This window comes from Methanolobus bombayensis (assembly GCF_017873415.1).
In the GTDB taxonomy this organism is placed as follows: Archaea; Halobacteriota; Methanosarcinia; order Methanosarcinales; family Methanosarcinaceae; genus Methanolobus; species Methanolobus bombayensis.
This window is the reverse complement of the sequence record NZ_JAGGKD010000007.1, coordinates 89,359-113,811: the sequence shown is the minus strand read 5'-3', so window position 1 is coordinate 113,811 and position 24,453 is coordinate 89,359. Positions and strand designations below refer to the sequence as shown.

Below are 24,453 nucleotides of genomic sequence, written 5' to 3'. Positions count from 1 at the left end.
TTACACCTTTATGTCAGATTCTCCCGGTGGAAGCATCATTGCTATTTTATCAGGAGAAGCTATTTGCTTTACGAAATTTGGTTCTTTCAGTTTTTCAACATACAGTTTGTATATCTTTTTGGCAATATCATTCTGGTTGTATTTACCCGGAACAACTTCAACCACATGCTGACCATGTTTGCGGACAGCAGAACCAGGACCGCCAATAACTCTTGTATTTCCTTCAAGTTCAAGACCAATAGCAGCATTAACCTGCACATCCCTGAAATAATTCCTTTCTCCGCGGATCACAAAAGAACCTTTCTTAAGATACTCTCCGGTTTCCGGTGTTTTGGATACCTGCTCAGGTTTGATCCAGTAACAATCACCGCTGAACTGGCCGGATTTCCACACACTTGAATAAGAGACAACAAATTGTGCAGTTTCATGCAGGGTCTGTTCAGGGATATCTTTACCCAGTGTTTTAATAAGTGTAATAGGTGCTCCCGGATCCTGTGTATGGAACACTATATCCCGTTTTTCCATGTATTTTTTGACGATCTCTTCATTGCTGTCGGCATCTCTGCCTGCAACAACCAGGAAACCATCTGAAGATGTGAACCACCTGAAACGCTCATACCAGTACTTTTTAGTATTGACCTTACGTCTGCTGGATATTTTTTTCTCTTTTTTCTGCATGGCAAGTTTAGTGTCTTCTATAGCTTTCAGGGCACCATCTTTCTTTTTAGCGAGTTTTTTCGCCTTATCGTAATATATCTGTGCATTCTGGGGAATCGTGAGTTTTATATCTATATTAGCCCTGGTGCCATCAAGGTTCAGAACAATAGTCCCTTCTGCGGAATTGATATTCTCGATCCATTTTGCAGCGGGAACAGTATCTTTTGCCTTTTTAACAATTGACTTTATCTCACTCCATGAATAGCCACTGTCACGTGCCTGCTTCAGAACATTGACTATCTCTTCGATCTCAACATAATTCGCATAGATCACTTCTGCTATACGAGTCTGCTTATCCGCATCCTTGGTAAACTTTTTAATTGCTTCTTCCTGTTTCTGGAGACGGCGTGCAAATACATCCACCTTCTCTTTCTTGACCGCAGTTACCTGCTGCTGGACAGACTCGGTCACAGCTTTTCCAAAGAACTCGTCAAGTACTGCATTAAATGATGGCAATGATTCTTTTTCATAATCTTTGTAAATAGAAAGCTCAAAGGGGAGAGCATCGAATGCCTTCATCTCATCATTGATCTCTTTTTTCACAACACAGGGTTTCAGGTTGCCTGATAACAATGGGGCAAATACCTCTTTCAAAGCATCAATAATAGCCAGTGTGTCATCAGAATCTGTTTCCTTTGCTGGCTGTGACTTATCCACACCGGATCTGGCACATACCTCCTCAGCAAGAACTCCACCAAGATTGAATCTCGTAGCGATGGTCCTTACAACATCAGCATCAGAGCCAGAAAATATAGCTTCCAGGTCGCTGACTGTGGCATCAACCGGACTTATCTGAGCACCGGGATACTGGTAAACTTCTCCACTCCGTATTCTTCTTCCTTTGAATGTCACCGGTTTCATCGGAAGGATTATCTTTCTCTCAGAATCAAGAAGGACGATATTACCCGGAGAGAATAATTCCACAACAAGAACAGTTTCTACTCCGCCACGCACAACACCAATCTCAAGTATCCTGTCAAAATCATATTGTTTGACAAAAGTGATGCGTCCTGCCATGATATGTTTCCTGAGCATCATGGGGAATGATTGCGGAATTTTAGGACTTGGACGAATGTGTCTGCTCATATGAGCACGCTTTCCGGCTTCAATAACAAGGTTGTCTCTGCCTTTGTCATAAATGTACAGATTTATCCTTATCTCATCATCTGCCGGCTGGTAAATTTTAGCTATCTTAGCATCTATAATAGATGTATCGCCTGAGCTTAGCTCAAGGGCAAGGGCAGCTACATCAGCACTCGTCATTTCCTTCTTCATGCGGGGACTATAATGTAGACGGTGACTATAAGGTTTATGACGCATAAGACAGATTAAATATCAGAACAGGATTTCCGAAAAGGAGCTACAGGCATCAGATGAATGAGAGAACTAAACAGTTTGTGGTATCTGCTTTCCAGAACTACTATGCTACTGCAGATATTAAGTTACCACCGGAATTCACCTCAAGAGAATGGGGATTCATTGAGTTTACCAGTGGTCAGGATACTTTCATGAAAAGACATCGTGCTTTTGGTTCAGAGGGAGAACTTCATGATTACCTGAGAGGAATCGGACCTGCACATGCATATTATTCTGTTGCATACTACGAGTATCCAGGCGCTCCTAAAATGAAGGAGAAGAACTGGCTTAAAGCTGACCTTATTTTTGATATTGATTCAGACCACCTGCCCGGAGGTATCAATTCCTATGCGGATATGCTTGAAAAAGGAAAAAAGGAAACCTTGAAGCTTCTTGAATTCCTTATGGAGGATTTCGGATTCAGGGAAGAACAGGTTCATGCAGTATTCTCCGGGGGCAGAGGTTATCATTTCCATATTAGTGAGGAATCTGTTCTTTCACTTGGAAGTGCTGAGAGAAGAGAGATAGTGGATTATGTCAGCTCCAAAGGACTGAATCTAGAAAGGATATTTTCCAAGAAGGATGTATCCGGTGATGCAGGTGCAGAATCTGCCAAGATGGCAGTTTTCCCCTCGGAAAAGGATGGAGGATGGGGTGGACGTATCAATCGTCATCTAATTACATATCTCACATCAATTGCAAAGAATGAAGATGCTGTGAAGATATTAAGCGGATTTGACGGTATTGGCAAGGTCAAGGCTCAAAAAATAATAAATGTATTCCAGGACGAGTCAAAGATTACTGCTTTGAAAATGGGAAAAATGGACGCACTTGGCGGCATTAAGAAAGATATTCTCATGAATATTGTCAACCAGGGCGTTGAACAGATGGCTGCATGCGTTGATGAACCTGTCACCGCAGACATCAAGCGCCTCATAAGGCTTCCAGGCTCCCTTCACGGCAAATCCGGTATGAAGGTTACAGCTCTTTCAATTGATGAGCTTGAAACATTCGAACCGCTGAATGATGCAGTAGTATTTAGCGATAAGTCGGTAAAAATAAAAGTGATTAAACCTTTTGCAGTGCAGATGAAAGGTAAGGACCTCATGGTTGAGGAAGGTGTACAGGAAGTTCCTGAGTATGCCGCAATATACCTTATGTGCAGAGGTGTTGCAGAATATGGACGGTAATGAGCTAAAGAACGTTCTGAGAGACGAAGGTAGTTCTACACTCAAATCACTGCACCCTGAGTTTTACAAAGATGTCGAGAAATATCTCAAAGAGCTGGAAGAAGAGATTTTCAAGATAGACAACCCACGGTCAGTCGAGTCAAAAATGCTTGACAATGAATTACAAAGTGCCATTACTGATATAGAAGTCATATTTATACGTCGTATACGTAAAATAATAAGTTATGCTACAAATAACGCATTTTCCAGCATGCCACCTTCACAGGATATGAGTAAGCTCCTGCCTGAAGAAAAAAAGGTCTACGACGCAGTTCTTTCCGCCATAAATTCAGCACGTAGTGAACTTCTTGTGCCCATACTTGATCCACAGGCAGCAGGAAGCAAGGATAAAAAGGAAGCATCTGAAGAAAAGAAAGTTGAAGCTAAAGAAGAGATCACAGGTGCTGACCACGATGAAAGTCCTGAAAATATGGACACAGACATGCCATCTGAAGACAGCAGCAAAGATGAAATAGGCAAAAGTAATATAAATAAAGAATTCGTTGTTGTGCGAATACTGGAGGACCTGCCTACTTTCAAGGCTATGGATAATCGCAATTACACATTACATGCCGAAGATGTTATCGTTTTGCCTGCCCTGAATGCAAAGGGACTGATAAAACGTAACGTGGCACAAATGATTCTATAAAGTTAATAACTTATCAAGGTGAAGATATTGAAGATTCCAAAGAGATTCAGAACACACTGCCCTTCATGCAAAAAACACACAGAGCATGTCGTTGAGAGAGTAAAGAAGGGTAAGGCATCAACACTTACACGTATCGAGAGACAGAAGAAACGCCAGATGGGAATTGGAAACAGTGGAAAGTTCTCAAAGGTTCCTGGTGGAGACAAGCCAACAAAGAGAATATGGCTCAGGTACAGGTGCTCAGAATGTAACAAGGCACATCAGAGACCATGCTTCAGAGCTAAGAAGTTCGACTTTGCGGAGTGAGTATAATGATAAACAAACCAAAAAGCAGATTCTTACGTGTAAAATGCAATGATTGTGAGAACGAGCAGGTAATATTTGGCAGTGCTAGCCGCAAGGTAACATGTCTGGTATGCGGAAGAACACTTGCAGAACCTACCGGCGGTAAATCAACAATCACAACACACATACTCGAAGTACTCGAGTAGATCAAAGTGATTTATAATGGATGAGAACAACTGGCCTGAAAGCGGGGATTTTGTAGTCTGTACCGTGAAGAATGTAACTGATTTCGGTGCATACACAACCCTTGAAGAATTCGGTGGTAAAGAAGGTTTTATCCACATATCGGAGATCAAGGCCGGATGGGTCAAATACGTAAGAGACCATGTGCGTGAAGGTCAGAAGGTAGTCTGCAAAGTTCTGAATGTAGACTCCTCACGCCGTCACATCGACCTATCCCTAAAAGATGTCAATGAGCACCAGAAACGTGCAAAGATACAGGACTGGAAGAACGAACAGAAAGCATACAAGTGGCTTCAGTTCGTATCAGAGGAGACCGGAACCAGCAAAGAAGAGATGGATAAGATCAAGATCAAGTTGCTGGATAATTTTGGTAGTCTTTATTCTGCATTCGAAGAAGCAGCCATGAATGCAGAGGATGCTTTCAATGATATAAAGATGAAGAAAAAGATTGTCAAAAGCATTGTAAGCGTTGCTCAGAATAACATCAAACTCCCATTTGTAGATATTGCCGGATACATAGACCTCAATTGCTATCTTTCAGATGGAATAGAGATCATAAAAATGGCTCTAGAAGCAGGAAATAAGGTTGATGAAGAAGGAGTTAAAGTTGACATCAGTTATACCGGTGCTCCAAGATACCGCATAAAGGTTATAGCTCCTGACTACAAAAAGGCGGAAGCTGTGCTTAAGAAGTCTGCAGAAGCAGCCATTGATGCAATTGAGAATCTTGGTGGAAAAGGTGAATTCCACAGGCATAACGACACTGTTTAGGCGTGAGACCTTTTGGGACAGAAAATCTTCAAGTGCAAGAATTGTGGCAGATATACTCTGGAAAAAGTCTGCCTGAAATGTGGATCTAACACAGTCAGGCCACAACCTGCAAGATTTTCGCCACTGGATCCTTATGGCAAATATCGTAGAATAGCAAGGAAAGAGGGATACCTTTGAAGGAAATAGAAGTAATACGCGTAAAAGAGGATGTGCAGCTTAACGATCCGGTGCTTATAGTAGGTTTGCCGGGAGTTGGACATGTAGGAAAACTTGTTGCTGAGCATCTGGTTGAAGAGCTTGAAGCAGAAAAGCTTCTGGAAATCTATTCCCATCATTTTCCACCTCAGGTTCTTGTTGATGAGAACAGTGAGATCCAGCTTGTTAACAATGAGATATTTGTCTGCCACACTGAAAAACATGATATACTTGCATTAATAGGAGACCATCAGAGCTCATCAACTGAAGGCCATTACAAGCTCTGTACACTTTACCTTGAACTGGCACTGGAATTCGGTGTCAAGAGGATATACACTCTTGGAGGATTCCCAACAGGACAACTTACTTATTCTGATGAAGTGCTGGGAGCTGTCAACAACAAGGAGCTTGTTGAGGAGCTCAAGGAATATGGAGTTAATTTCAAAGAGAATGAGCCCGGAGGAGGAATTGTCGGAGCATCGGGTCTTTTGCTTGGACTGAGCAAATTCAAAGATCTGGATGCAGCCTGTCTGATGGGACTTACTTCTGGTTATCTTGTTGATCCAAAGAGTGCACAGTCGCTCCTAAAAGTCATATGTAAGATATTTGAACTCAATATCGATGTCGGTCCTCTTGAGGAACGTGCCAAGGAAATGGAAAAGATTGTTGCAAGGCTCAAGGAAGTTGAACAGCAACAAAAAGGCATGTCTGACCTTAGCACCGTGAAAGATGATGACCTGAGATATATTGGCTAATTAAAATGCTTATCAATGCCGATCTTCACCTGCATTCCAAATATTCGATGGCTTGTTCGAATAAAATGGAACTGCCAGTAATGGCAGAAGAAGCAGCGAAAAAAGGTGTAGGTCTGGTTGCAACAGGTGATTGTACCCATCCGCAATGGCTAAAGGAAATAAAGAAAGCGTCTGTTGATGACGAGATAATAGCCATTGGGAAAACTAATTTTATAATCACGACTGAAATAGAAGATAATAACCGCGTTCACCATCTTTTATTGTTACCCTCGCTATCCAAGGCAGAAGAACTTGCAGAGAGAATCAGTAAATATTGCAATCTTGCAGCAGATGGTCGTCCAACTGTAAGACTGGATGGTTGTGAGATAGCTGAAATCGCAAAGGATGTTGAAGCACTTATAGGACCATGTCATGCATTCACACCCTGGACAGCAATTTACGCATATCATGATTCATTAAAAAGCTGTTATGGAGACATGGCAGACTATATTTCATTTCTTGAACTCGGACTAAGTGCTGATAGTAACTATGCTGATAGGATAGAAGAGTTACACAGACTTACCTTCCTCTCAAACTCAGATGCACATTCGCCCTGGTCCAACAAGCTAGCACGAGAATTCAACCAGGTCAATGTCCCTGAAATCTCCTTTGAAGGACTTAAGAAAGCTATTCTTAGAAAAGAGGGATACGGAGTAACATATAATGCAGGATTCTATCCACAGGAAGGCAAATACAACGAATCTGCCTGTATTAAGTGCTATACACATTACGATCTGGAACAATGCCACGAACTAAAATGGAAATGCAGAAATTGTGGTGGCCTCATTAAAAAAGGTGTAAAGGACAGAGTTAATGAATTGGCAAATTTTGATACACCAGAACACCCGGAACACAGACCTCCTTACATACATATAATGCCTCTTTCCGAAATAGTCATGACAGCATTGGGCCATGCCAGCATCAACACAAAAGGTGTTCAGACTGCATGGAATGACCTGATGGAACGCTATGGAAATGAACTTAATGTTCTTTTAAATGCAAAAGTTGAGGACATGGATTTCCTTGACAGGCGTATATCGAACGCAATAATTGCTTTCAGAGAGGAAAAACTTATAGTTCATCCTGGTGGAGGAGGACAGTATGGACATATTGAGATCCCGGAAGAGGTTGAGACCCAGAATCGAGCATCTCCAAAAAAGAACCAGAGCTCTCTTTTTGATTTTTAGATATCCTCGATACATTTTTAAGAGATTAAGACCTTCAAATCCACTGTGCCGAGGTGGCAGAGCGGACTAATCCGCCCGGCTGAACAGCCCCGGAGTCCAAACGCGACCGGCTCGAGACCGGTTTCTCCGAAGGGAGTGCTTGGGTTCGAATCCCAACCTCGGCGTCAACATTTTCATTGTCATACCTTTTCTTAAAAACTGCTTTCACAACTGACATCAAAAAGTGTTCTCAATTACAATCAAGACAGGTAACAAAGCTAAAAAAATATTAAAGTACTTTTTTATATTTATTATTACATACTTATTTCCTGAGACAAAATAGCATAAATTCTCAATAATTAACTCAATTAATTAGAATCACAAATTAATCATTTACTCTTGTGTGGGAGATAATATGATAAGCAAATGTACAAAGGGAAGGATGAAAAATATTGAAAAAATTCTTGGGAAAGATGAAAACATAATAGATGCCGTATCAGGTGTGATCAACGGAACATTGTTTTGGGAGAAAACTGAAAAACTTAGTGGCGTGCTTGTACTCACTCCTGAAAGAGTCATATTCCAGTATAAAAGAGAAAATGGACGCTACAGGTCCAAAAAATACCCTCTTGAAGAGATCAGCAGCATTAATTATGAAAAGGGAATACTTGGATCAAACATACAGATCCAGACCAGCGTCACCAGTCTTAAGGTTACATTGATTCCATTAAATGAAAATGCAGAGGACTTTGTTAAAAAAACAAAATCATATATCGTTGAAATAAGTCATGACATGGAATGCAAAGCTACATGCAGCCATGATGTGATTGAGCAGATCAAAAAATTTTCATCCCTTAAAAAACAGGGAATTATAACAGACGATGAATTCAACTTCAAGAAAAAGCAACTTTTGGGAATCTAAAAATATCAATATTTTTTGTTTCCCTACTATCTTCCTCATAAAATGCAGCATTGCTACATAAATATTTATATACAGGCAACTGAAATAGAATATTAGGATGTAATCCATAGAGGAATACTCAATATCTGGGAAATAATTCAGAACTTAAAAGGCATGTAACTTTTAGCTGGGATTGCAGGGTAACAAATCAATATTAAATATAAACATTCTCTGTGCAGGGATTGATACTGGAAGCTATAACAGTACTTTCAGAGATACTTATTGCCAATGTTCTGATTCAGACTATACACTAGTAATGGTATCCTGCAAATATCGTATATACAACTCATGGCGGTTTCCAAGAGGATGATAGCGAAAGATAAAATAAAAGAAGAAAAACCCGGCGAGCAAGATAAACAGATTATAATAGAAAAACTCAATGAAACGGTTACCAACCTTACTTCCAAACTGGAAACTGCAGAATCTAAACTTAAGAGTACGGAAGACTTCTACACTGAAAGACTCAACAATCTCAATGACGTCCTTTTTTCTGTGGATGAAGAAGGGGTTTTCACTTACATCAACCCCGCCATTGAAAACATAACAGGTTATACCATTGAAGAAGTCCTTGGAACACATTTTACAAAACACGTTCATCCTGATGATATCTGCGGACTGCTGGAAGACATAGACAGAACAGTTGCAGGCGAACATAAGCCCTACATGTTCAGAATAGTAAAAAAAGATGGAAATATCAGTTATGTCCACACCACATCCAGACCAATAATAAAAGATGGAGAGTTCAAGGGAATCAACGGATTGATGGTTGATATTGCAAGACTCAAAAAGGTTGAAGTAAGGCTTAAAGAAGAAAGGGACAGAGCACAGAACTATCTTGACATTGTAGGGGTTATTATACTTGTAATTGACACGGCAGGTAATATCAAACTCATCAATAAAAAAGGATGCGAAGTATTCGGATGCAAAGAATGTCAACTCATATCAAGCAACTGGTTTGATCTTGCATACTCAGATGAACTGAAAGAAGCATGGAAAAAAGACTATAATAATTTCATTCTGGGGAAAAAGCCATTCAAGCCTTATTTTGAAGCAACCATACAAACAAAAAATGGAGAACGCATATTTGCATGGCATAACAGATGCATCAAAGATGAAGATGGTAATATAACAGGTGTGCTGGCATCAGGCAATGATATTACAGAAAGAAAAAAAGCAGAGCAAGCACTTGTTTTTGCTAAACTTATATCTGAAAACGCAAATCGTACAAAAAGTCAGTTCCTTTCAAACATCAGCCATGAACTAAGAACTCCATTAAATCTCATAATAGGATATTCGGATCTTTTGCACGAAGACTATGTAGGTGCAACAACCAGAGAACAAAAACAGTACCTTGAAGTAATCAAAAGGAGTGGGAACAGATTACTACTTCTGCTCAATTCAATGATAGAAATGTCAGCTGTTGAAGAAGGCAATATAGAATTAAAATTAAAAGAGTTTTCCGTTCCTGTAATAATAAAAGATATAAAACATTCCACAATGCCAATGGCAAAGAAAAAACAGATCAATCTGCAGTTCAATCTGGATGATGAGGTCAAAACAATAAAAGCTGACAAGAATAAAATCAAGACAGTGTTATATAATCTTATAAACAATGCAATCAAGTTCACACCCGAATGTGGAAATATAAATGTAAATATTATGAAAGAAGGAAAGTTGCTGAATGTTTCCGTGGAAGACGATGGAATTGGAATTGAAAAAGAAAATATAGATCAATTATTCCATCCTTTCTCACAGATAGATTCTTCCCTTAATCGCAAATTTGAAGGAGCCGGGCTAGGCCTTAGCATTGTAAAAGAATTTGTTCAAATGCATGGTGGAAAGGTACAAGTTGAAACAGAGATTGATAAAGGAAGTAAATTCAGTTTTATAATTCCAATATCCGATGAAGAGAACTGAGATAAGAAATACTTCATTGAGTATTTTTTATCCTTACAGCAGTCCCATATGCTAAAAGTTCCGCTGCACCAGCCATAGTCTGTGATGTTGTGAACCTTACATTCACAATAGCATCAGCATTTAAATGTTCTGCATTTTCTACCATGCGATCATAAGCTTCTTTTCTAGCCTGAGTAAGCATATCAGAATAACCTCTAAGCTCCCCACCTACAATATTCTTCAGCCCTGCTGCGATATCACTCCCGATATGCTTGGCCCTTACAGTATTTCCAAAGACCACCGATATAATCTCAAGTTCTTTTCCATCAATTCCATTTGTTGTAGTTACTATCATTCACTCACCTCATTGTAAATAACTTTATTCAAAGTAAAAACAAAAGTGCTTCCCCTTCCTTGTTCACTATTGGCAGATATACTTCCACCCTGGCCTTCTATGATGCCTTTTACTATGGAAAGACCAAGTCCGCTTCCTCCTACCTTACGAGTGGATGTGCTGTCTATCTGGTAGAATTTATCAAATATTTTCTCCAATTCTTCCTGAATCATACCGATTCCATCATCACTCACACTTATACTGACAAAATCATCTTCTTCCTGTGCAGATATCCTTATGCTGCCGTTTTCTTTACTGAACTTCACAGCATTGTTCAGAAGATTAACAAAGACCTGAACAAGTTTATCCTTATCAGTACACACGCGAGGCAAATTTTCAGGAAGCTCCACCTGTATATCCATATTTTTATTATTGAGATTCGAAGATAGCATTTCAAGTGAACAACTAACAGCTTTTCCGATATCCACTGATTCTTTATGGAATTTCATTCGCCTGGATTCAATTCTTGAGATATCCAGAAGATCATCAACCATTCTTGACTGTCGATCTATGTTCCTGATAATAATATCAAGCATTTTTCTTCTAATAGAAATGTCACATTCATCACTCTCCCGCAGGAACTCACTGGAAGTTCTCATGGCAGTCAAAGGAGTTTTTAGTTCATGGGAAACAACCGAAAGGAATTCTGTTTTCAGACGGTCCAGTTCCTTGAGTTTTTTGTTTGCAGCCCTCAGGGATTCGTTGGACATTTTAAGTTCCTGCGTTTTCTCATCAACTTCTTGTTCAAGACTCTTACTCCAGTTAAATAGAATAATTACCACAAAAGAACTCACAAAAACAATGAACAAAGCTGAAACTACTGCAACAATGAAAAGCTTCAGGTAAACTGAAACGATCAAGCGGTCGACTTCGGAAGAAGGACTAGTTAGTGCAAGTGACCATTTCTGATTATACCATTCGATCGGAGAATAGGAAACAAGTCTCTCCTCATAGGTAGTTCCATTTTCAGCAAGCAGGAAGTATTTTCCATTACCTTCCGTACCATTAATCTGGTCAGCAATGACTTCCTGTAAACCGGAAGCGTTCGAGCCAAAGAGATCAACATAAAGAGCACCTCTCATATATTTCTGGTTTCCTTCATAAAGAATCCTGCCACGCTCATCTATAAGATATGCATAGCTTGATGAGTTGGATACAATAACATACCTGTCTTTCAGGTCAGACTCTTTAATAATAGCAATAAAAGCCCCCCTGAAATCATTGCCCTCATAAACAGGAACCCATATGAAGGAACCATAGTTACCCTCCATGAGTCTCAGAGGATCTGTAATGTAAACTTCACCATTGTTTTTTACATACTCAAACGCACGAGATTGCTTATTATCATAAAGATTGAACCCTATAGGAACATTATCTTCCGGATAACCTGAAACTATTGTCCCGTTTTCCGCAACATATTCCACCACATAGAACAAACCGGCGATCTCGTAGACACTCTTAAGATCTGATTCAAAATTATCGTCAGGAACACCTGTATCTTTTTTGGCGATAACTTCAAGAAGAGATACTCTTTCATTAAGGGTTTGTTCAATATTGCCCGCAATGTGCCTTGTAAGTAACAACTGTTGATTTTGATATTGTTCCTCAACAACAGATCTGACCTCTATGTTGGTCTTCATCCAGAGAAAAAAAATGGAACTTATAAGAAGCAAAACTACTGCAGCAAAAAGTATGAGGTTCCATTTGCTTTTACGGTTCCACATGGATCACTAAAAAATATTCAGACTTCCTGCCTTCGCAGGACCATCTTTACACGTGCCTTCAATTCTTTCAGGTTAAACGGCTTGGTAACGTAATCATCAGCACCAAGTTCAATACCTTCCACCTTGTCGTCGATCTCACCACGAGCCGTAAGCATAATGATAGGAATATGACTGTACATACTATCGGATTTTAACTGCCTGCAAACCTCGAACCCATCTATTCCGGGTATCATCAGATCAAGAAGAATTACATCAGGTATTTCAGAGTTTACTTTATCTATAGCTTCGTGACCATCTTTTGCTTCAGCAACATTGTAACCTTCAGCTTCCAGAGCAACTTTCAGGGACATCAGGGCATCCATCTCATCGTCAACAATAAGGACTTTTTGCCTTGTATCCGACATGCTTGCCAGCGTACTTTCAACCTGATCCTCAGGTATTAATAATTGATCTGCAATCTCCTTTACAGTTATTCCGGGATTCGCTTCCATGAGTGAAAGAATCTTTCCGCCAATGTTTTCTGCCTGCATGATAATTCTACCTGAAATGAGCTCATAAATTATAGCTGGATGATATTATTAAAACCTTTCTAAATATGAAAGGGTTTCTGTTTTTGTAAACAACCTATCCAATAAAAGAAAATCTTATAAGCCATAACAGATTATTTAATTAGGATATCAATGGATGCGCTGGAAGAGATATTTGGAAAAACGGCTCAGATGACAGTTCTCAAGAACCTGATCGCACATAAGAATGAATCAACCTATCTTTCCGGCATTGCAGACGAAACTGGTCTGTCACATTCCAGTGTTGCAAGGGTTATAACTCCACTAATCAAAAGTGATATTGTTATTGAAAAACCCCTTGGTAAACAAATAAGAACATTCAGACTCAATCTTGAGAATGAAAAAACAAAGCTTATACTGGACTTCTATAATCATCTGAATAAAATGGACTAACTTTTTCTAACAAGATTTGTTTTATTTCACTTTAATCTCTATTCCATCTATTTTCAGGATTGCTTAACATCCTTTTTGCAAAATCTCCAGATAGACCTGCCAGTACATTCAGTATATGCAATGACAAAAATCCCACAAATATACCTGCTATCGAAACAACAAATGCTTCTAGAACTGAACTTACTTCACTTGCACCCAATACATAGAGTACAGGAGTGAACAACATTACAAGTGTCAGGCATAGTAGTACCGTCATGAGAACCAGTGAGAAGATTCCCAAAGGGAACTTTATCAGAAGGAATATAAGAGACTTCCATGTCACCGGACTCTTCACCCTCTGCACAAATCTTTGAAGTATGCTACTATCTGAAGCACAGGATGACTGGTTCGACATAGATGATATCTCAACTCCCAATAACCAGATAGCCATCTGCCTTTCAAATGCTGCGATCTCCCACCATGCCAGGAAGATCAGCAAAAGAACGGGAATTCCCACCCACATAAGCAAAAGGCCGAAACCAAAAGATAAACCTGTTATCAGGAATATGAAATAAGCGGTACCCAGTGGGAAGGAGAAAAGGAGATACAGGATATTCAGATAGGTCTGCTTCTTAAATGCAACCATCAAGAATTCACGAATAGCCGTATCTACTTCTGTCATTTTCGTTTTCCTCATATATTTCCGTTAAAGTAATTGTTCGTTCACTCAAATTCGTTAATATTTAATGATTCCTGAATACTGTCATCTTTTAGAATTACCTGTCCATGGAATTAGATTCCATACTCATGAATGCGTTTTGGTCTCCTTACAAAGAAATAGACCAGAGCACCAAGCAAGTGTGTGAAAACTATAATTATGATCCAGATCAGTTTATCATTTCCTTCTGATGGTTCTTTTGTGGCGCAGTCAATGAGCATCCACAACCAGAACAAAGTCCCGATTATCCCAAATCCGAAGAAAATAATAAACATAAAGAATGGAAATGCAATTCCAAAAATATCGAACATCTCAATATCCCCTTTTATTTTCCTTTAATTCCCGTTTTCATTAATTATTATTCATGACGCAGGGCATCCACAGGATTCATTCTTGCCGCCTTATTTGCAGGATAAATTCCTGCAAGTAATCCAACTATTACTGACACAAACATTCCCGTGAAGATCATATCAACAGGGAATACATAAGGCAATCCCATTGCGGTATCCGCAGCATATGCACCTACCACACCAAGCATAATACCCAGCACACCACCAAATAGTCCCACAACAATTGACTCCACCATGAACAGTAACAGAACCTCATGATTCTTGAAACCGAGGGATTTCATTATACCGATCTCACCTGTCCTTTCAGTTACTGTGACAAGCATGATATTCATGATACCTATGGAACCAACTATAAGTGATATCAGTGCAACTGAGGTCAGCAGTGAACCTAATGCATCAGATAACTGGTTAACCTGCTCCAGTATCTCTCCCTGATTCGTAAGAGCATACGGTTTAGCGTCTTCATTATCGAGGTCCCTGGAAGAAACTCCAAGGTCTCTTGCAAGTCTTTTGTCAAGCTCATCGGTAATGTCATCAATTGATTCAAGACTTGTAGCTGCTGCAAAGTAGCCCCAATAGTAGTCCTGATCCATGATCTCATTCATTGCCTCTATTGGAATGAAGATTCTGTCATCAGGCTCAATACCACTCTGCACGAATGTTGTCTCAGGGCTGTCAACTATACCTTTTACTTTGAACTTCTGAGTTACAACCGTACCATCTGGTCTTGTAAAACTAAGCTCAATGGTGTTCTTATCAGATATCTTGCGGTCGAACTTATCATATGCGACATCATGGCCAATTACAGCCACGTACTTGTCCTTGTCATTAATGAAAGTGCCACTTTCCATCTGGATATTGCCAACCTGCTCATAATCCTCGGAAACACCCTGCACTGTAATCTGTCTTGCAGTTGAGAGATATGTAACCTCAGCAACCTCCTGACTCAGTGGGGAAACTCCAACAATACCAGGAGTATTTTTAATAACCTCCATTTCAGAATCATGAAAGAGATTTGAGGTCTTGCCTTGTATAATTATGAAATTGTTACCTACAGAGCCAATCTCTTCTGTGAAATACTGGTTAAAACTTGCTCCCAGTGACACGTTCGCAATAACTGCAGCCACACCTATGACAATTCCAAGTGTTGTCAGAGCAGACCTCAGTTTTGAGCTGCTGATGCTTCCTACAGCCATTCTGAATGAGTGTTTCAGACTCAGCATGATCTCACCTGTTCACCTGGAAACTTTAGTTAGTATTCTGCTTTCTGCGCTTCATGAACACTACCGCAGGAACACCAAGCATTAACAGAGCCACAATAACTGCAACTGCTGCATGTGTACTGTTACCTTCCTCTTCAGTATTAAGTTCTATTTCACGGACAGCTACATCGGTACTGTGCTCATTTATTCCATTTCTGTATTCTACTGTGATAGTTACAGGAACAACTTCTTCTTTGAGGGCTGTTCTTGCGTCCACCTCGATGGTGAAAAGCTCATCTGAATCCATTGATCCTACAAAATATTCCTCCGGAGAGAAATCAACTCCATCAGCACTCAGCTTTACACTTACAGAACTAAGTGAGTTTGGGTGCATGTTGGCAACATCGAACTCAAGAGTTCCTTCACCGTTTGTAAGTTCCATTGGCTTTGAAGGAATGACCTTTACAGAAGATGAATCAACTTTTACAGGAATTCTCCAGTTGTTGTTATATGAGTGGGAATTTCCTACCATTGAGAGTTCCAGATAATGAGTACCATCTGTAACATCGTCTGCTATTTCAACGTTGTAGCTTAATGTGATTGAGTCTCCGGAGCCGATCACACCTGAACCAGTATAACTGTCACTTGTAACCTCAATGTCATTGTCTCCCTGAAGCATTGCAGACTGAACACGTGCATTTGTATCATAGTCCGTACCATCTATGGTTACAGAATTTTCTGTTGCCGTATTAGTTAGAGTGAAAGTGACTGTTCCGATATCTCCCGGCATAAATACCACAGGGTCACAGGAGATATCGGTTAGTTCTATGGTTCCTTTGCTGTCAAATGTGCTGGAACCGACGTTTAAGTCAAAGGAGGACTTATACCATGATCCACCCTCATAGACCTGGTAATAGACATCAACCGTGCCTGTGCCTACCTTTGCGCTCTCGTCCACATATAAGCGGTATTCGTGTACCGCCGCATCATCGGGAGATAATATTCCTATGAATTCCACAGCATTGTTCTGGGAATCCAGCGAGAATGGGAATTCGGGGTCCATCTTAATGGAAACTGCATCTGCACGTCCAAAACCTGTATTCTCGATCTTTACTCTGACGTCCACATATTCACCTATCTGAGCCGGGAATGGCTCATAGTCGATTATATCGATCTTCATATTAGGTGCCGAATCTGCGGAGACCGGCATAATGGAAGAAGTACTTAATAAAGCTATACAAAGTAAAAGATAAAATGATCTTTTCATCAGCTTTTCAATATTTGAGAAATCTATGACATTCATGTAAAACCACCCTCAATTGTTGCCGATATTACCGTCCCTTATATGGACAACTCTGTCAACATACTGCTCCATTTCAGGATCGTGCGTGATCATCACTATAGTGCGCCCTTTCTTATGGAGATCAGAGAAAATGTCCATGATCTCAACACTTGTTTTGGAATCAAGATTTCCTGTTGGCTCGTCTGCAAGAATCAATGAAGGATCGTTTATCAGAGACCTGGCTATTGCAACTCTCTGTCTTTGTCCACCTGATAATTCCGCAGGCTTGTGCCCTGTACGGTCATCGAGACCTACTAATTTAAGAAGGTCTCGTGCCCGACCTGACGTGTCCATTCCATCCTTTGTGTTGGAATAAGTTGGAAGCAGTACGTTCTCATAAGCACTGAGTCGTGGTATGAGGCTGAAATTCTGGAAAACAAAGCCTATCTCAAATCCTCTGAGCTCTGCAAGCTCATTGTCTGTGATAGCATTTGTGTCCCTGCCCATAAGCATTACCTTGCCGCCTGTGGGCCTGTCAAGACAGCCGATCATATTCATAAGTGTGCTTTTCCCGGAACCGGACGGACCCATGATGGCCACAAATTCTCCTTTTTTGATACACAAGTCTATACCGTGAAGTATGGGAACTTCCAGATTCCCCAGGAAATAACTCTTCTTCAGACCCTGAATATCTATCACATTGTTAAGTTCAGGGCTTTGCACATTACAACCAGCCATATTTATTCACCTTTGTAAGTTCCAACTCGACTATTTATCGACAAATCAGACAATGTGAAGAAAATACTTAAACCTTTCCATAAATAGTCAGGTTTGATTATATAGAACATTTAGTTACAACTAAACAGAATAAATAAAGAAAAATACATCAAAAAATTAGATGCGGTTCATTCATGGCGGAGAGCTTCCACCGGATTGAGATTCGCAGCTTTGTTAGCTGGATACACTCCCGCTATAAGCCCTACAAATACCGATATGAAGAAACCCAGGAAGATAAGATAGAATGGAAATACCGGAGTTACACCCAGATATGTTTCTACAATGTAGGAACCAACCAGACCAAGGACAGTTCCCAGTATGCCACCGATAACACCGACAATAATGGATTCCATAATGAAAAGAACAATAATATCCGGTTTGGTATAGCCCATTGATTTCAAAAGACCTATCTCACTTGTTCTTTCAGTCACCGTGACAAGCATGATATTCATAATTCCTATGGAACCTACAATAAGAGCTACAAGAGCTATCATTGTGATAAGTATGGTAAATGCATTTGTAACGGTATCAAGTTGTTCAATTATTTCTGCCTGATTAAATATCCGGTAAGGTTTTGCATCATCATTATCAAGGTCTCTTGTCGGAACCCCAAGTGCCCTTGCAAGTCTCTTATCAACTTCATCCGAAACTTCCTGTACTGATTCTGCAGAACCAGTCTTTGCTGAAAAGCCGCCATAGTCAGTAACGTTGAGCATCTCATTTAGTGTTGCAATTGGCACATATATTGTAACATCACGATCAGGTCCACCAGTAACAAAAGTATTATCCTCACTTGCAAGAATTCCTTTTACACGGAATTTTCGGGTCACACTTGTACCATCATCACGTTTGATAGTAATGTCAATATAATTCTTCACGGAGATATTCTTGTCAAACTTTTCCGTTGCAATCTCTTTACCGAGAACAGCTACGTACTTGTCCTTGTCTGTTAGAAAACTTCCTTCCGCAACACCCAGATTAGAAATATACTGGGCATCTTCCGACACACCCTGAACATCTATCTGTCGGGTAGCTGAAAGATAAGTAACAGGTGCAGTCTGCTGATTAAATGCTGAAGCACCTTCTATTCCCGGAGTATTTCTGATAAGTTCAAGCTCAGTATCATAGAAAATATTGACATCCTGGCTGTAGATTATTATGAAATTTGATCCAAGAGAACCGAGTTCGTCGGTGAAATACTGGTTGAAACTGGCACCAATAGATACGTTTGCAACAACAGCAGCAACACCTATGATGATACCCAGAGCTGTTAAGGTGGAGCGTAGTTTTGCACTGCGTATGCTCCCAAATGCCAGAATAAAAGCATATCTCAGATCTATCATTTTACTCCTTCCTTAAAGCTTCAACAGGATTCATGCGTGCAGCTTTTCTTGCAGGATAAACACCTGCCACAAGTCCCACCATTAATGATACAAAAAATCCCAGGAAGATCAAACTTACAGGAAAAACATCAGGTACATCAAGGAGATCATTCGCTATTGAGGCAGCCCCTATACCTGCAACTGTCCCTATTATCCCACCGATCAGACCAACGATCATTGATTCGATTATGAAAAGTAACAGGATGTCACGCTCATTATAACCAAGTGATTTGAGAAGACCTATTTCAGGAGTCCTTTCAGCAACTGTTACTAGCATTATGTTCATTATACCAATAGAACCGACTATAAGAGATATCAGAGCAACAGATGTCAGCAAAGAGGACAAAGCTGTAGAGAGCTGATTTGTATCCTCCAGTATCTCTATCTGGTCAAACAGGATGTAGGGTTTCGCATCATCGTTCTCAAGATCCCTGCTTGGAACTCCCAGACTGCGTGCAAGTCTTTTATCTATCTCATCTGAGGTCTCGCGGACAACTTCAAGACTCTGGGCCTTTATGAAAAAGCCCCCATAGTCATCCCTTCCGAGAATCTCATTCATTGTGTCGATGGAAATAAAGACACGAATTTCAGGTTCGACCCCTGTCTGGGCAAAAGTAGTTTCAGGATCGGTAATCACTCCCTTTACGATGAAAGTCTCGGTAACAACACCGCCATCTTCACGTCTGAATGTTATGTCTATTGGATTTTTAATCGATATTTTCTTATCAAATTTTTCATAGGCGACCTCTGCACCAATTACAGCAACGTACCGGTCCTTATCAGTAAGAAAAGTCCCTGAGTCCAGCTCGAAGTTTGCAACTTCATCATAATCCTGCGTCACACCCTGAATGTCGATCTGCCGGGAAGTCGACATGTAGGTGACCTGCGCCATCTGCTGATTGATCGGGGAAACACCATCAACACCCGGAGTATTCTTTATAACTTCCAGTTCATTGTCAAAGAAAACGTCTATATTCTGACTGTAAACAACTATGAAATTCGACCCAACAGCTCCGATCTCATCATTGAAATACTGGTTGAAACTTGCACCCAGAGATACATTGGCGATAACTGCAGCTACACCAATGATGATTCCAAGAGTTGTAAGGGCAGACCTGAGCTTTGCACTGCCAATACTTCCCAGTGAGATCCGTATAGCCTGAGCCGGACTTAACATGAAATGTTCATCCCTGACTGCTTATCTTACTCAGATTCCTGCTTCTTTTTCCTGTAGAAATAATAAGCTCCGGCTCCGACAACCAGAATCAGAATAACTGCCACATAGATGCCTGAACCATTACTATTTTCCACAACATGATGCTGAAGCTGACGCTTTCCTATCTCTTCCACATGTTCATTCAGACCGTTCCTGTAATCTGCAGTGATTATAAGATCTACAGGAAAAGTGATGTCATCAGAAACTGCTTTTGCATCAATCTCAATTGTGAAGAGCTCATCGGAATCCATAGAACCAATAAAATATTCAGAAGGAGAGAATTCAATATCTTCTGCTTCAAGTATTACACTAACAGAGGATAGCTCGTTGGGGTGAATATTGGCAACATCGAATTCCAGTGTTCCTTCACCATTCTCAAGAGACAATGGCTTTGAAGGTATGACCCTTACAGAAGACGAATCCACTTTCACAGGAATTCTCCAGTTACTGTTATAGGAATGTGAACTTCCGACTATAGAGAAATCCAGGTAATATGTACCATCCGGAATGTCATCTGCAACCTCTAAATTGTAAGTAAGGTCAACAGATTCTCCCGGACCAATCACACCATTTCCATAATAAGTTCCTGTTGTTATCTTGATGCCCTCAGTTCCTTCCAGGGAAGCAGACTGTATCCGGGCATTTGTATCATACTGCTCATCATCAATTGTAACAGTATAATCTGTAGCACTGTTCTGGAGTGTGAATGAAATTGTACCTTCATCTCCCGGAATGAATACTTCCGGCTCTTTTACGGGTTCACCTACAAGCTGTATTGTACCTTTACTATCAAAGGATTCGGAACCAACTCTCAACTCGAATTCTTTCTTGAACCAGGTATTATCAGATTCTTCCTGATACCATACTTCAAATGTTCCAGTGCCCTGTTTTGCAGCTGAATCCGTGTAAAGCCTGTATTCATGAACAGCAGCATTATCCGGAGTTAGTATGCCAATATTAACAAGAGCATTCTCACTACTGTCTACAGAGAATGGATAATCAGGGACCATTTGTATGGAAAGGTCATCGGCTTTTGCGTAACCCAGATTCTCGACTTTGACCCAGACACTAACATACTCCCCAATTTCCGCAGGAACAGGTTCATACCTGAGTATACTTACTTCAAGATCAGCACCTTCTGCAGCAGATGCAATGAATGACAAAGATAAAAACAATGCCATTAACAACGATAGTCGCAATACGAACGATGAAGCAGCTTTTAGTCTTTTTTTATGATTCCCCGACACTAACATAGTGATCTCCTCATTCTTTAATTATTGTCAATAACTCCGTCTTTTAGATAAACAATCCTGTCTGCATATTCCGTTAGATCAGGATCGTGTGTGATCATAACTATTGTCCTTCCCTTTTTATGGAGATCTGAAAATATCTTCATTATTTCATCCCCTGTTACCGAATCCAGATTGCCCGTGGGTTCGTCAGCAAGTATAAGTGAAGGATCATTTATCAGAGCTCTTGCAATGGCAACCCTCTGCTGCTGACCTCCTGACATCTCTGAAGGCTTGTAGTTCATGCGTTCCTTCAGACCAACCATTTCCACAAGTTCCTCTGCTTTTTTACGAGAATCTACTCCTGGTTTTTTATTGGCATAAGTCGGAAGCTCAATATTCTGAAGTGTGGTAAGTCGTGGAACAAGATTGAAGTTCTGAAAAACAAATCCTATCTCAAGCCCTCTTAACTTTGCAAGTTCAGGATCAGAAAGTGTATCGACATCCCTTCCCATCAAAACAATTTGCCCGCAATTAGGCCTGTCAAGACAGCCGATCATATTCATAAGTGTGCTTTTACCGGAGCCTGATGGCCCCATGATAGCAACGAATTCTCCTGGCATGACTTTAAGGTCTATACTTTTAAGGATGGGGACATCCATATCCCCAACATGATAACTTTTGCAAAGGTTCACAAGCTCTATAACAGGAACCGAGACCCCAATTTTCATATCAGTGCTATTTTTATCATCCATATTTGATTCCCACAAGCACATTTCAGAAGGAAATTGATTTTCTGCCGGAAAAGAATATCCGGTAATTGCAAATTAACTCTGGGTTTAAGCTATAAAAAGGTTTTTTGCAGGAAAATATAGAGAACTGCAATTCAATTAAGAAATATAGAGATTAATACTGAAAAATAAGTTTTGATAAAAATAAAAAACTATAAATAATCATAATCCTATGAACTATTGACGAAATATCGTCAGAGTTGATTATTTACAATTGGATGTGTAGATATAGACTGGATGTGAAAATAATGTTGCAGGTATTAACTGACCCGAACGGGTTTTTCAAAAAAAGGATAAATGAAGAAATCGAGTGGAAAAATCCACTTATTATTATGATATTGATGGCAATAGTCGGGGCTATTGCTACCTATAACACAATGATGAGCACGCTTCAATCCGTAATGAGCCTGGACTTTCTTGAAGGTGCCGGGAAAATAATCATAATCATTGTCCTGATAATCGTTTCGATTATAGGAGTTGTATTTTCGTGGTTACTATATACAGTTGTTTTCTACGTAATTTCAATATTATTCAGCGGTGAAGGTGATTTCAAAAGACTGATGGAATTTGTATCCTATGGTTTTATACCAAGTATTATAAGTTCAATGATATCCGCATATTATACAAGTAAAGTATTTTCAAATATCGATTTTACATCAATTGATCCTCAGGCAATACAGGATATTATCTTATCAGATCCTACAATGAAGATTGCGAGTGCACTTGGAATTATCTTCACACTCTGGAGTGCGAATATATGGCTATTCGGAGTAAAACATGCACGCAACCTGACCCTAAAAAATGCAATAATAACCGTTGGTGTTCCAATCGGATTGTCCTTACTTTATACTATAGTAACAGTGTTCATACTCAGATAAGGCAAAACCATGATCAAATTAATTGCTCTGGCCATGATACTTCTGGCCTTTTTCTCTTTTCCAGTAGCCGCAACGACTGAGATCAGGCCCACACTTACTCTTGATTACAATATCGAACCGGAAGTATTCATGCCCGGAGATATGGGGACAATAACTGTCAGCCTGTCCAACATGGCAACCGGGGAGATATATGTTGAAGAGGACGATGAAACACTGGATATGAATTCATACATTGCCAGTGCCAGCCTTAATGGAAACGGTAATCTGGAGATACTGGACAAGAGCTATACTGATGTCGGACTTCTCGGTCCCGGAGACACACTGAAACTCACATTCAACGTAAAAGTCATGGAAAATGCCACAACTGGAGTACACTTTGTTGATCTGGTAATTGTTGGTGGCAGCAACATGTATGACCTTAACTACCGTATTCCCGTAAAAGTGGATGACAGGAATGTAAAGGTGATAATGTCCAATTTCCCGTCAACCCTGATGAATGAAGTATCCACTATCAGCGTGGAAGTGGTGAACAGAAGACCAAACGACGTCACCAGTGTTATAGTAACACCACATGCCGAAGGTATGACATTCAGCCCATCTGACTATTTCGTCGGAAGTATCCCGGAGGGAAATAAATCCACAGCAACCTTTACTTTCAATACGATGTCCAGTGAGGAAGGCTACACTGATGTCTCATTCACTGCATCATACTTTAACGGGGATAACCTGCACAATTCCGACACTGCATCCAAAGAAGTAAGGATCATAAAACAATCCCCTCTTGTTTTCACCGGAATTGAGATCGAAAGCTCAGGGAACAAATACACATTTTCAGGTGACCTGAACAATTTTGGCATAACAGATGCAAAGAACGTGATAGTATCTATTGAAAACATTGAAGGTATTGAACCCTTACAACCTTATGCAAATTATTTCATCGGTACACTGGAAGCAGATGATTTCAGCAGTTTTGAACTAAGCGCACGTGTTACATCAGAAAACATGACCTCAATACCAATTCTCATTGAGTTCAGAGACCCGGACAACGCATACACTGCGATTTCCCAGGAGATATCTCTGGATTCATCCTCTGGAGTATCATATACCAGCAGCGATGATGAAGGCGGATCAATTGGTCTCTGGATAGGTGCCTTCCTGGTCGTAATTGCAATTGCGGCGATAATAGGTTATTCCTGGAAAAAACGAAAGGAAGATGAAAAGGAAGAAACGGAAGATGAAGATGAGTATGAAGCTGAATATCTGGAATATGTGGATGAAGACGAAGAAGAGGATGAATTTATAGGATGAGC

Annotated in this window: 26 protein-coding genes and 1 tRNA gene; 14 read left to right on the top strand and 13 right to left on the bottom strand. The window is 40.2% G+C overall.

The annotated features are described in order from the left end of the window. Positions 1-1,992, bottom strand: a complete 1,992-nt coding sequence (rqcH, locus tag J2746_RS10110; protein WP_209620075.1) for a ribosome rescue protein RqcH — start codon at positions 1,990-1,992, stop codon at positions 1-3. A gap of 98 nt (positions 1,993-2,090) precedes the next feature. Between rqcH and priS the strand changes: the two genes are divergently transcribed. The 11 genes from priS (at position 2,091) to J2746_RS10055 (ending at position 10,283) form a co-directional block, all read left to right on the top strand. After that, positions 2,091-3,263 (top strand): DNA primase catalytic subunit PriS, encoded by a 1,173-nt coding sequence (gene priS / locus J2746_RS10105; RefSeq protein WP_209620072.1) that lies wholly within the window; start codon positions 2,091-2,093, stop codon positions 3,261-3,263. Continuing rightward, on the top strand, positions 3,253-3,951 hold the full coding sequence (locus J2746_RS10100; RefSeq protein ID WP_209620069.1) for a hypothetical protein: 699 nt from the start codon (positions 3,253-3,255) through the stop codon (positions 3,949-3,951). The genes priS and J2746_RS10100 overlap by 11 nt, the downstream gene beginning before the upstream one ends. Before the next feature lie 27 nt (positions 3,952-3,978). Further along, positions 3,979-4,257 (top strand): 50S ribosomal protein L44e, encoded by a 279-nt coding sequence (locus J2746_RS10095; protein WP_209620066.1) that lies wholly within the window; start codon positions 3,979-3,981, stop codon positions 4,255-4,257. A gap of 5 nt (positions 4,258-4,262) precedes the next feature. Next, positions 4,263-4,442: a 30S ribosomal protein S27e gene (locus J2746_RS10090; RefSeq protein ID WP_023845697.1), complete on the top strand. Its 180-nt coding sequence runs from the start codon at positions 4,263-4,265 to the stop codon at positions 4,440-4,442. 16 nt (positions 4,443-4,458) lie between these two features. After that, positions 4,459-5,250 (top strand): translation initiation factor IF-2 subunit alpha, encoded by a 792-nt coding sequence (locus J2746_RS10085; RefSeq protein ID WP_209620064.1) that lies wholly within the window; start codon positions 4,459-4,461, stop codon positions 5,248-5,250. Positions 5,251-5,262: 12 nt separating this feature from the next. Next, positions 5,263-5,427, top strand: a complete 165-nt coding sequence (locus J2746_RS10080; RefSeq protein WP_209620061.1) for an RNA-protein complex protein Nop10 — start codon at positions 5,263-5,265, stop codon at positions 5,425-5,427. After that, positions 5,424-6,200: a proteasome assembly chaperone family protein gene (locus J2746_RS10075; protein ID WP_209620057.1), complete on the top strand. Its 777-nt coding sequence runs from the start codon at positions 5,424-5,426 to the stop codon at positions 6,198-6,200. The genes J2746_RS10080 and J2746_RS10075 overlap by 4 nt, the downstream gene beginning before the upstream one ends. Positions 6,201-6,205: 5 nt before the next feature. Then, positions 6,206-7,426 carry a TIGR00375 family protein gene (locus J2746_RS10070; RefSeq protein ID WP_209620054.1) on the top strand — a complete coding sequence of 407 codons (1,221 nt, stop codon included), beginning with the start codon at positions 6,206-6,208 and terminating at the stop codon, positions 7,424-7,426. Between the two features lie 47 nt (positions 7,427-7,473). After that, positions 7,474-7,590: transfer RNA gene (locus J2746_RS10065), tRNA-Ser, on the top strand. Between the two features lie 230 nt (positions 7,591-7,820). Continuing rightward, complete coding sequence (locus J2746_RS10060; RefSeq protein ID WP_209620052.1) at positions 7,821-8,327, top strand: PH domain-containing protein; 507 nt, start codon at positions 7,821-7,823, stop codon at positions 8,325-8,327. A 345-nt stretch (positions 8,328-8,672) separates the two neighbouring features. Further along, positions 8,673-10,283, top strand: a complete 1,611-nt coding sequence (locus tag J2746_RS10055; protein ID WP_209620049.1) for a PAS domain-containing sensor histidine kinase — start codon at positions 8,673-8,675, stop codon at positions 10,281-10,283. A 13-nt stretch (positions 10,284-10,296) separates the two neighbouring features. Here the strand turns inward: J2746_RS10055 and J2746_RS10050 are convergent, their stop codons facing one another. From J2746_RS10050 to J2746_RS10040, 3 genes are all read right to left on the bottom strand, one after another. Further along, on the bottom strand, positions 10,297-10,617 hold the full coding sequence (locus J2746_RS10050; protein ID WP_209620046.1) for a heavy metal-binding domain-containing protein: 321 nt from the start codon (positions 10,615-10,617) through the stop codon (positions 10,297-10,299). Further along, positions 10,614-12,296 (bottom strand): sensor histidine kinase, encoded by a 1,683-nt coding sequence (locus J2746_RS10045; protein ID WP_209620043.1) that lies wholly within the window; start codon positions 12,294-12,296, stop codon positions 10,614-10,616. The genes J2746_RS10050 and J2746_RS10045 overlap by 4 nt, the downstream gene beginning before the upstream one ends. A gap of 101 nt (positions 12,297-12,397) precedes the next feature. After that, complete coding sequence (locus tag J2746_RS10040) at positions 12,398-12,910, bottom strand: response regulator transcription factor (protein ID WP_209620040.1); 513 nt, start codon at positions 12,908-12,910, stop codon at positions 12,398-12,400. A 150-nt stretch (positions 12,911-13,060) separates the two neighbouring features. Between J2746_RS10040 and J2746_RS10035 the strand changes: the two genes are divergently transcribed. Continuing rightward, a complete protein-coding gene (locus J2746_RS10035; RefSeq protein ID WP_209620036.1) occupies positions 13,061-13,339 on the top strand; it encodes a MarR family transcriptional regulator in 279 nt (92 codons plus the stop codon). A 31-nt stretch (positions 13,340-13,370) separates the two neighbouring features. Here J2746_RS10035 and J2746_RS10030 read toward each other — a convergent pair whose 3' ends face one another. The 9 genes from J2746_RS10030 to J2746_RS09990 all read right to left on the bottom strand — a co-directional run bounded on the left by J2746_RS10030 (position 13,371) and on the right by J2746_RS09990 (position 22,229). Then, positions 13,371-14,000: a sensor domain-containing protein gene (locus J2746_RS10030; RefSeq protein ID WP_209620034.1), complete on the bottom strand. Its 630-nt coding sequence runs from the start codon at positions 13,998-14,000 to the stop codon at positions 13,371-13,373. A gap of 110 nt (positions 14,001-14,110) precedes the next feature. Beyond that, on the bottom strand, positions 14,111-14,347 hold the full coding sequence (locus tag J2746_RS10025; RefSeq protein ID WP_209620032.1) for a PLDc N-terminal domain-containing protein: 237 nt from the start codon (positions 14,345-14,347) through the stop codon (positions 14,111-14,113). Positions 14,348-14,394: 47 nt separating this feature from the next. Beyond that, a complete protein-coding gene (locus J2746_RS10020) occupies positions 14,395-15,609 on the bottom strand; it encodes an ABC transporter permease (protein ID WP_209620029.1) in 1,215 nt (404 codons plus the stop codon). Positions 15,610-15,634: 25 nt separating this feature from the next. After that, on the bottom strand, positions 15,635-16,891 hold the full coding sequence (locus J2746_RS10015) for a COG1361 S-layer family protein (protein ID WP_245250093.1): 1,257 nt from the start codon (positions 16,889-16,891) through the stop codon (positions 15,635-15,637). A 12-nt stretch (positions 16,892-16,903) separates the two neighbouring features. Continuing rightward, positions 16,904-17,608, bottom strand: coding sequence for an ABC transporter ATP-binding protein (locus J2746_RS10010; RefSeq protein WP_245250092.1), 705 nt, complete (start codon positions 17,606-17,608; stop codon positions 16,904-16,906). Between the two features lie 167 nt (positions 17,609-17,775). Beyond that, the gene (locus J2746_RS10005; RefSeq protein WP_209620026.1) at positions 17,776-18,990 is read right to left on the bottom strand and encodes an ABC transporter permease; all 1,215 of its coding nucleotides are present in this window, start codon (positions 18,988-18,990) and stop codon (positions 17,776-17,778) included. A gap of 1 nt (position 18,991) precedes the next feature. Next, on the bottom strand, positions 18,992-20,206 hold the full coding sequence (locus J2746_RS10000; protein ID WP_209620022.1) for an ABC transporter permease: 1,215 nt from the start codon (positions 20,204-20,206) through the stop codon (positions 18,992-18,994). Between the two features lie 26 nt (positions 20,207-20,232). After that, positions 20,233-21,498 (bottom strand): COG1361 S-layer family protein, encoded by a 1,266-nt coding sequence (locus tag J2746_RS09995; RefSeq protein WP_209620018.1) that lies wholly within the window; start codon positions 21,496-21,498, stop codon positions 20,233-20,235. A gap of 17 nt (positions 21,499-21,515) precedes the next feature. Next, entirely contained in the window at positions 21,516-22,229 is a 714-nt protein-coding gene (locus J2746_RS09990; protein ID WP_209620015.1) for an ABC transporter ATP-binding protein, read from the bottom strand. Between the two features lie 284 nt (positions 22,230-22,513). Here J2746_RS09990 and J2746_RS09985 point away from each other — a divergent pair, with 284 nt between their 5' ends. Next, positions 22,514-23,143, top strand: coding sequence for a Yip1 family protein (locus tag J2746_RS09985; protein ID WP_209620013.1), 630 nt, complete (start codon positions 22,514-22,516; stop codon positions 23,141-23,143). Between the two features lie 9 nt (positions 23,144-23,152). Beyond that, on the top strand, positions 23,153-24,451 hold the full coding sequence (locus J2746_RS09980) for a COG1361 S-layer family protein (RefSeq protein WP_245250091.1): 1,299 nt from the start codon (positions 23,153-23,155) through the stop codon (positions 24,449-24,451). The last annotated feature ends 2 nt before the right edge of the window (positions 24,452-24,453 follow it).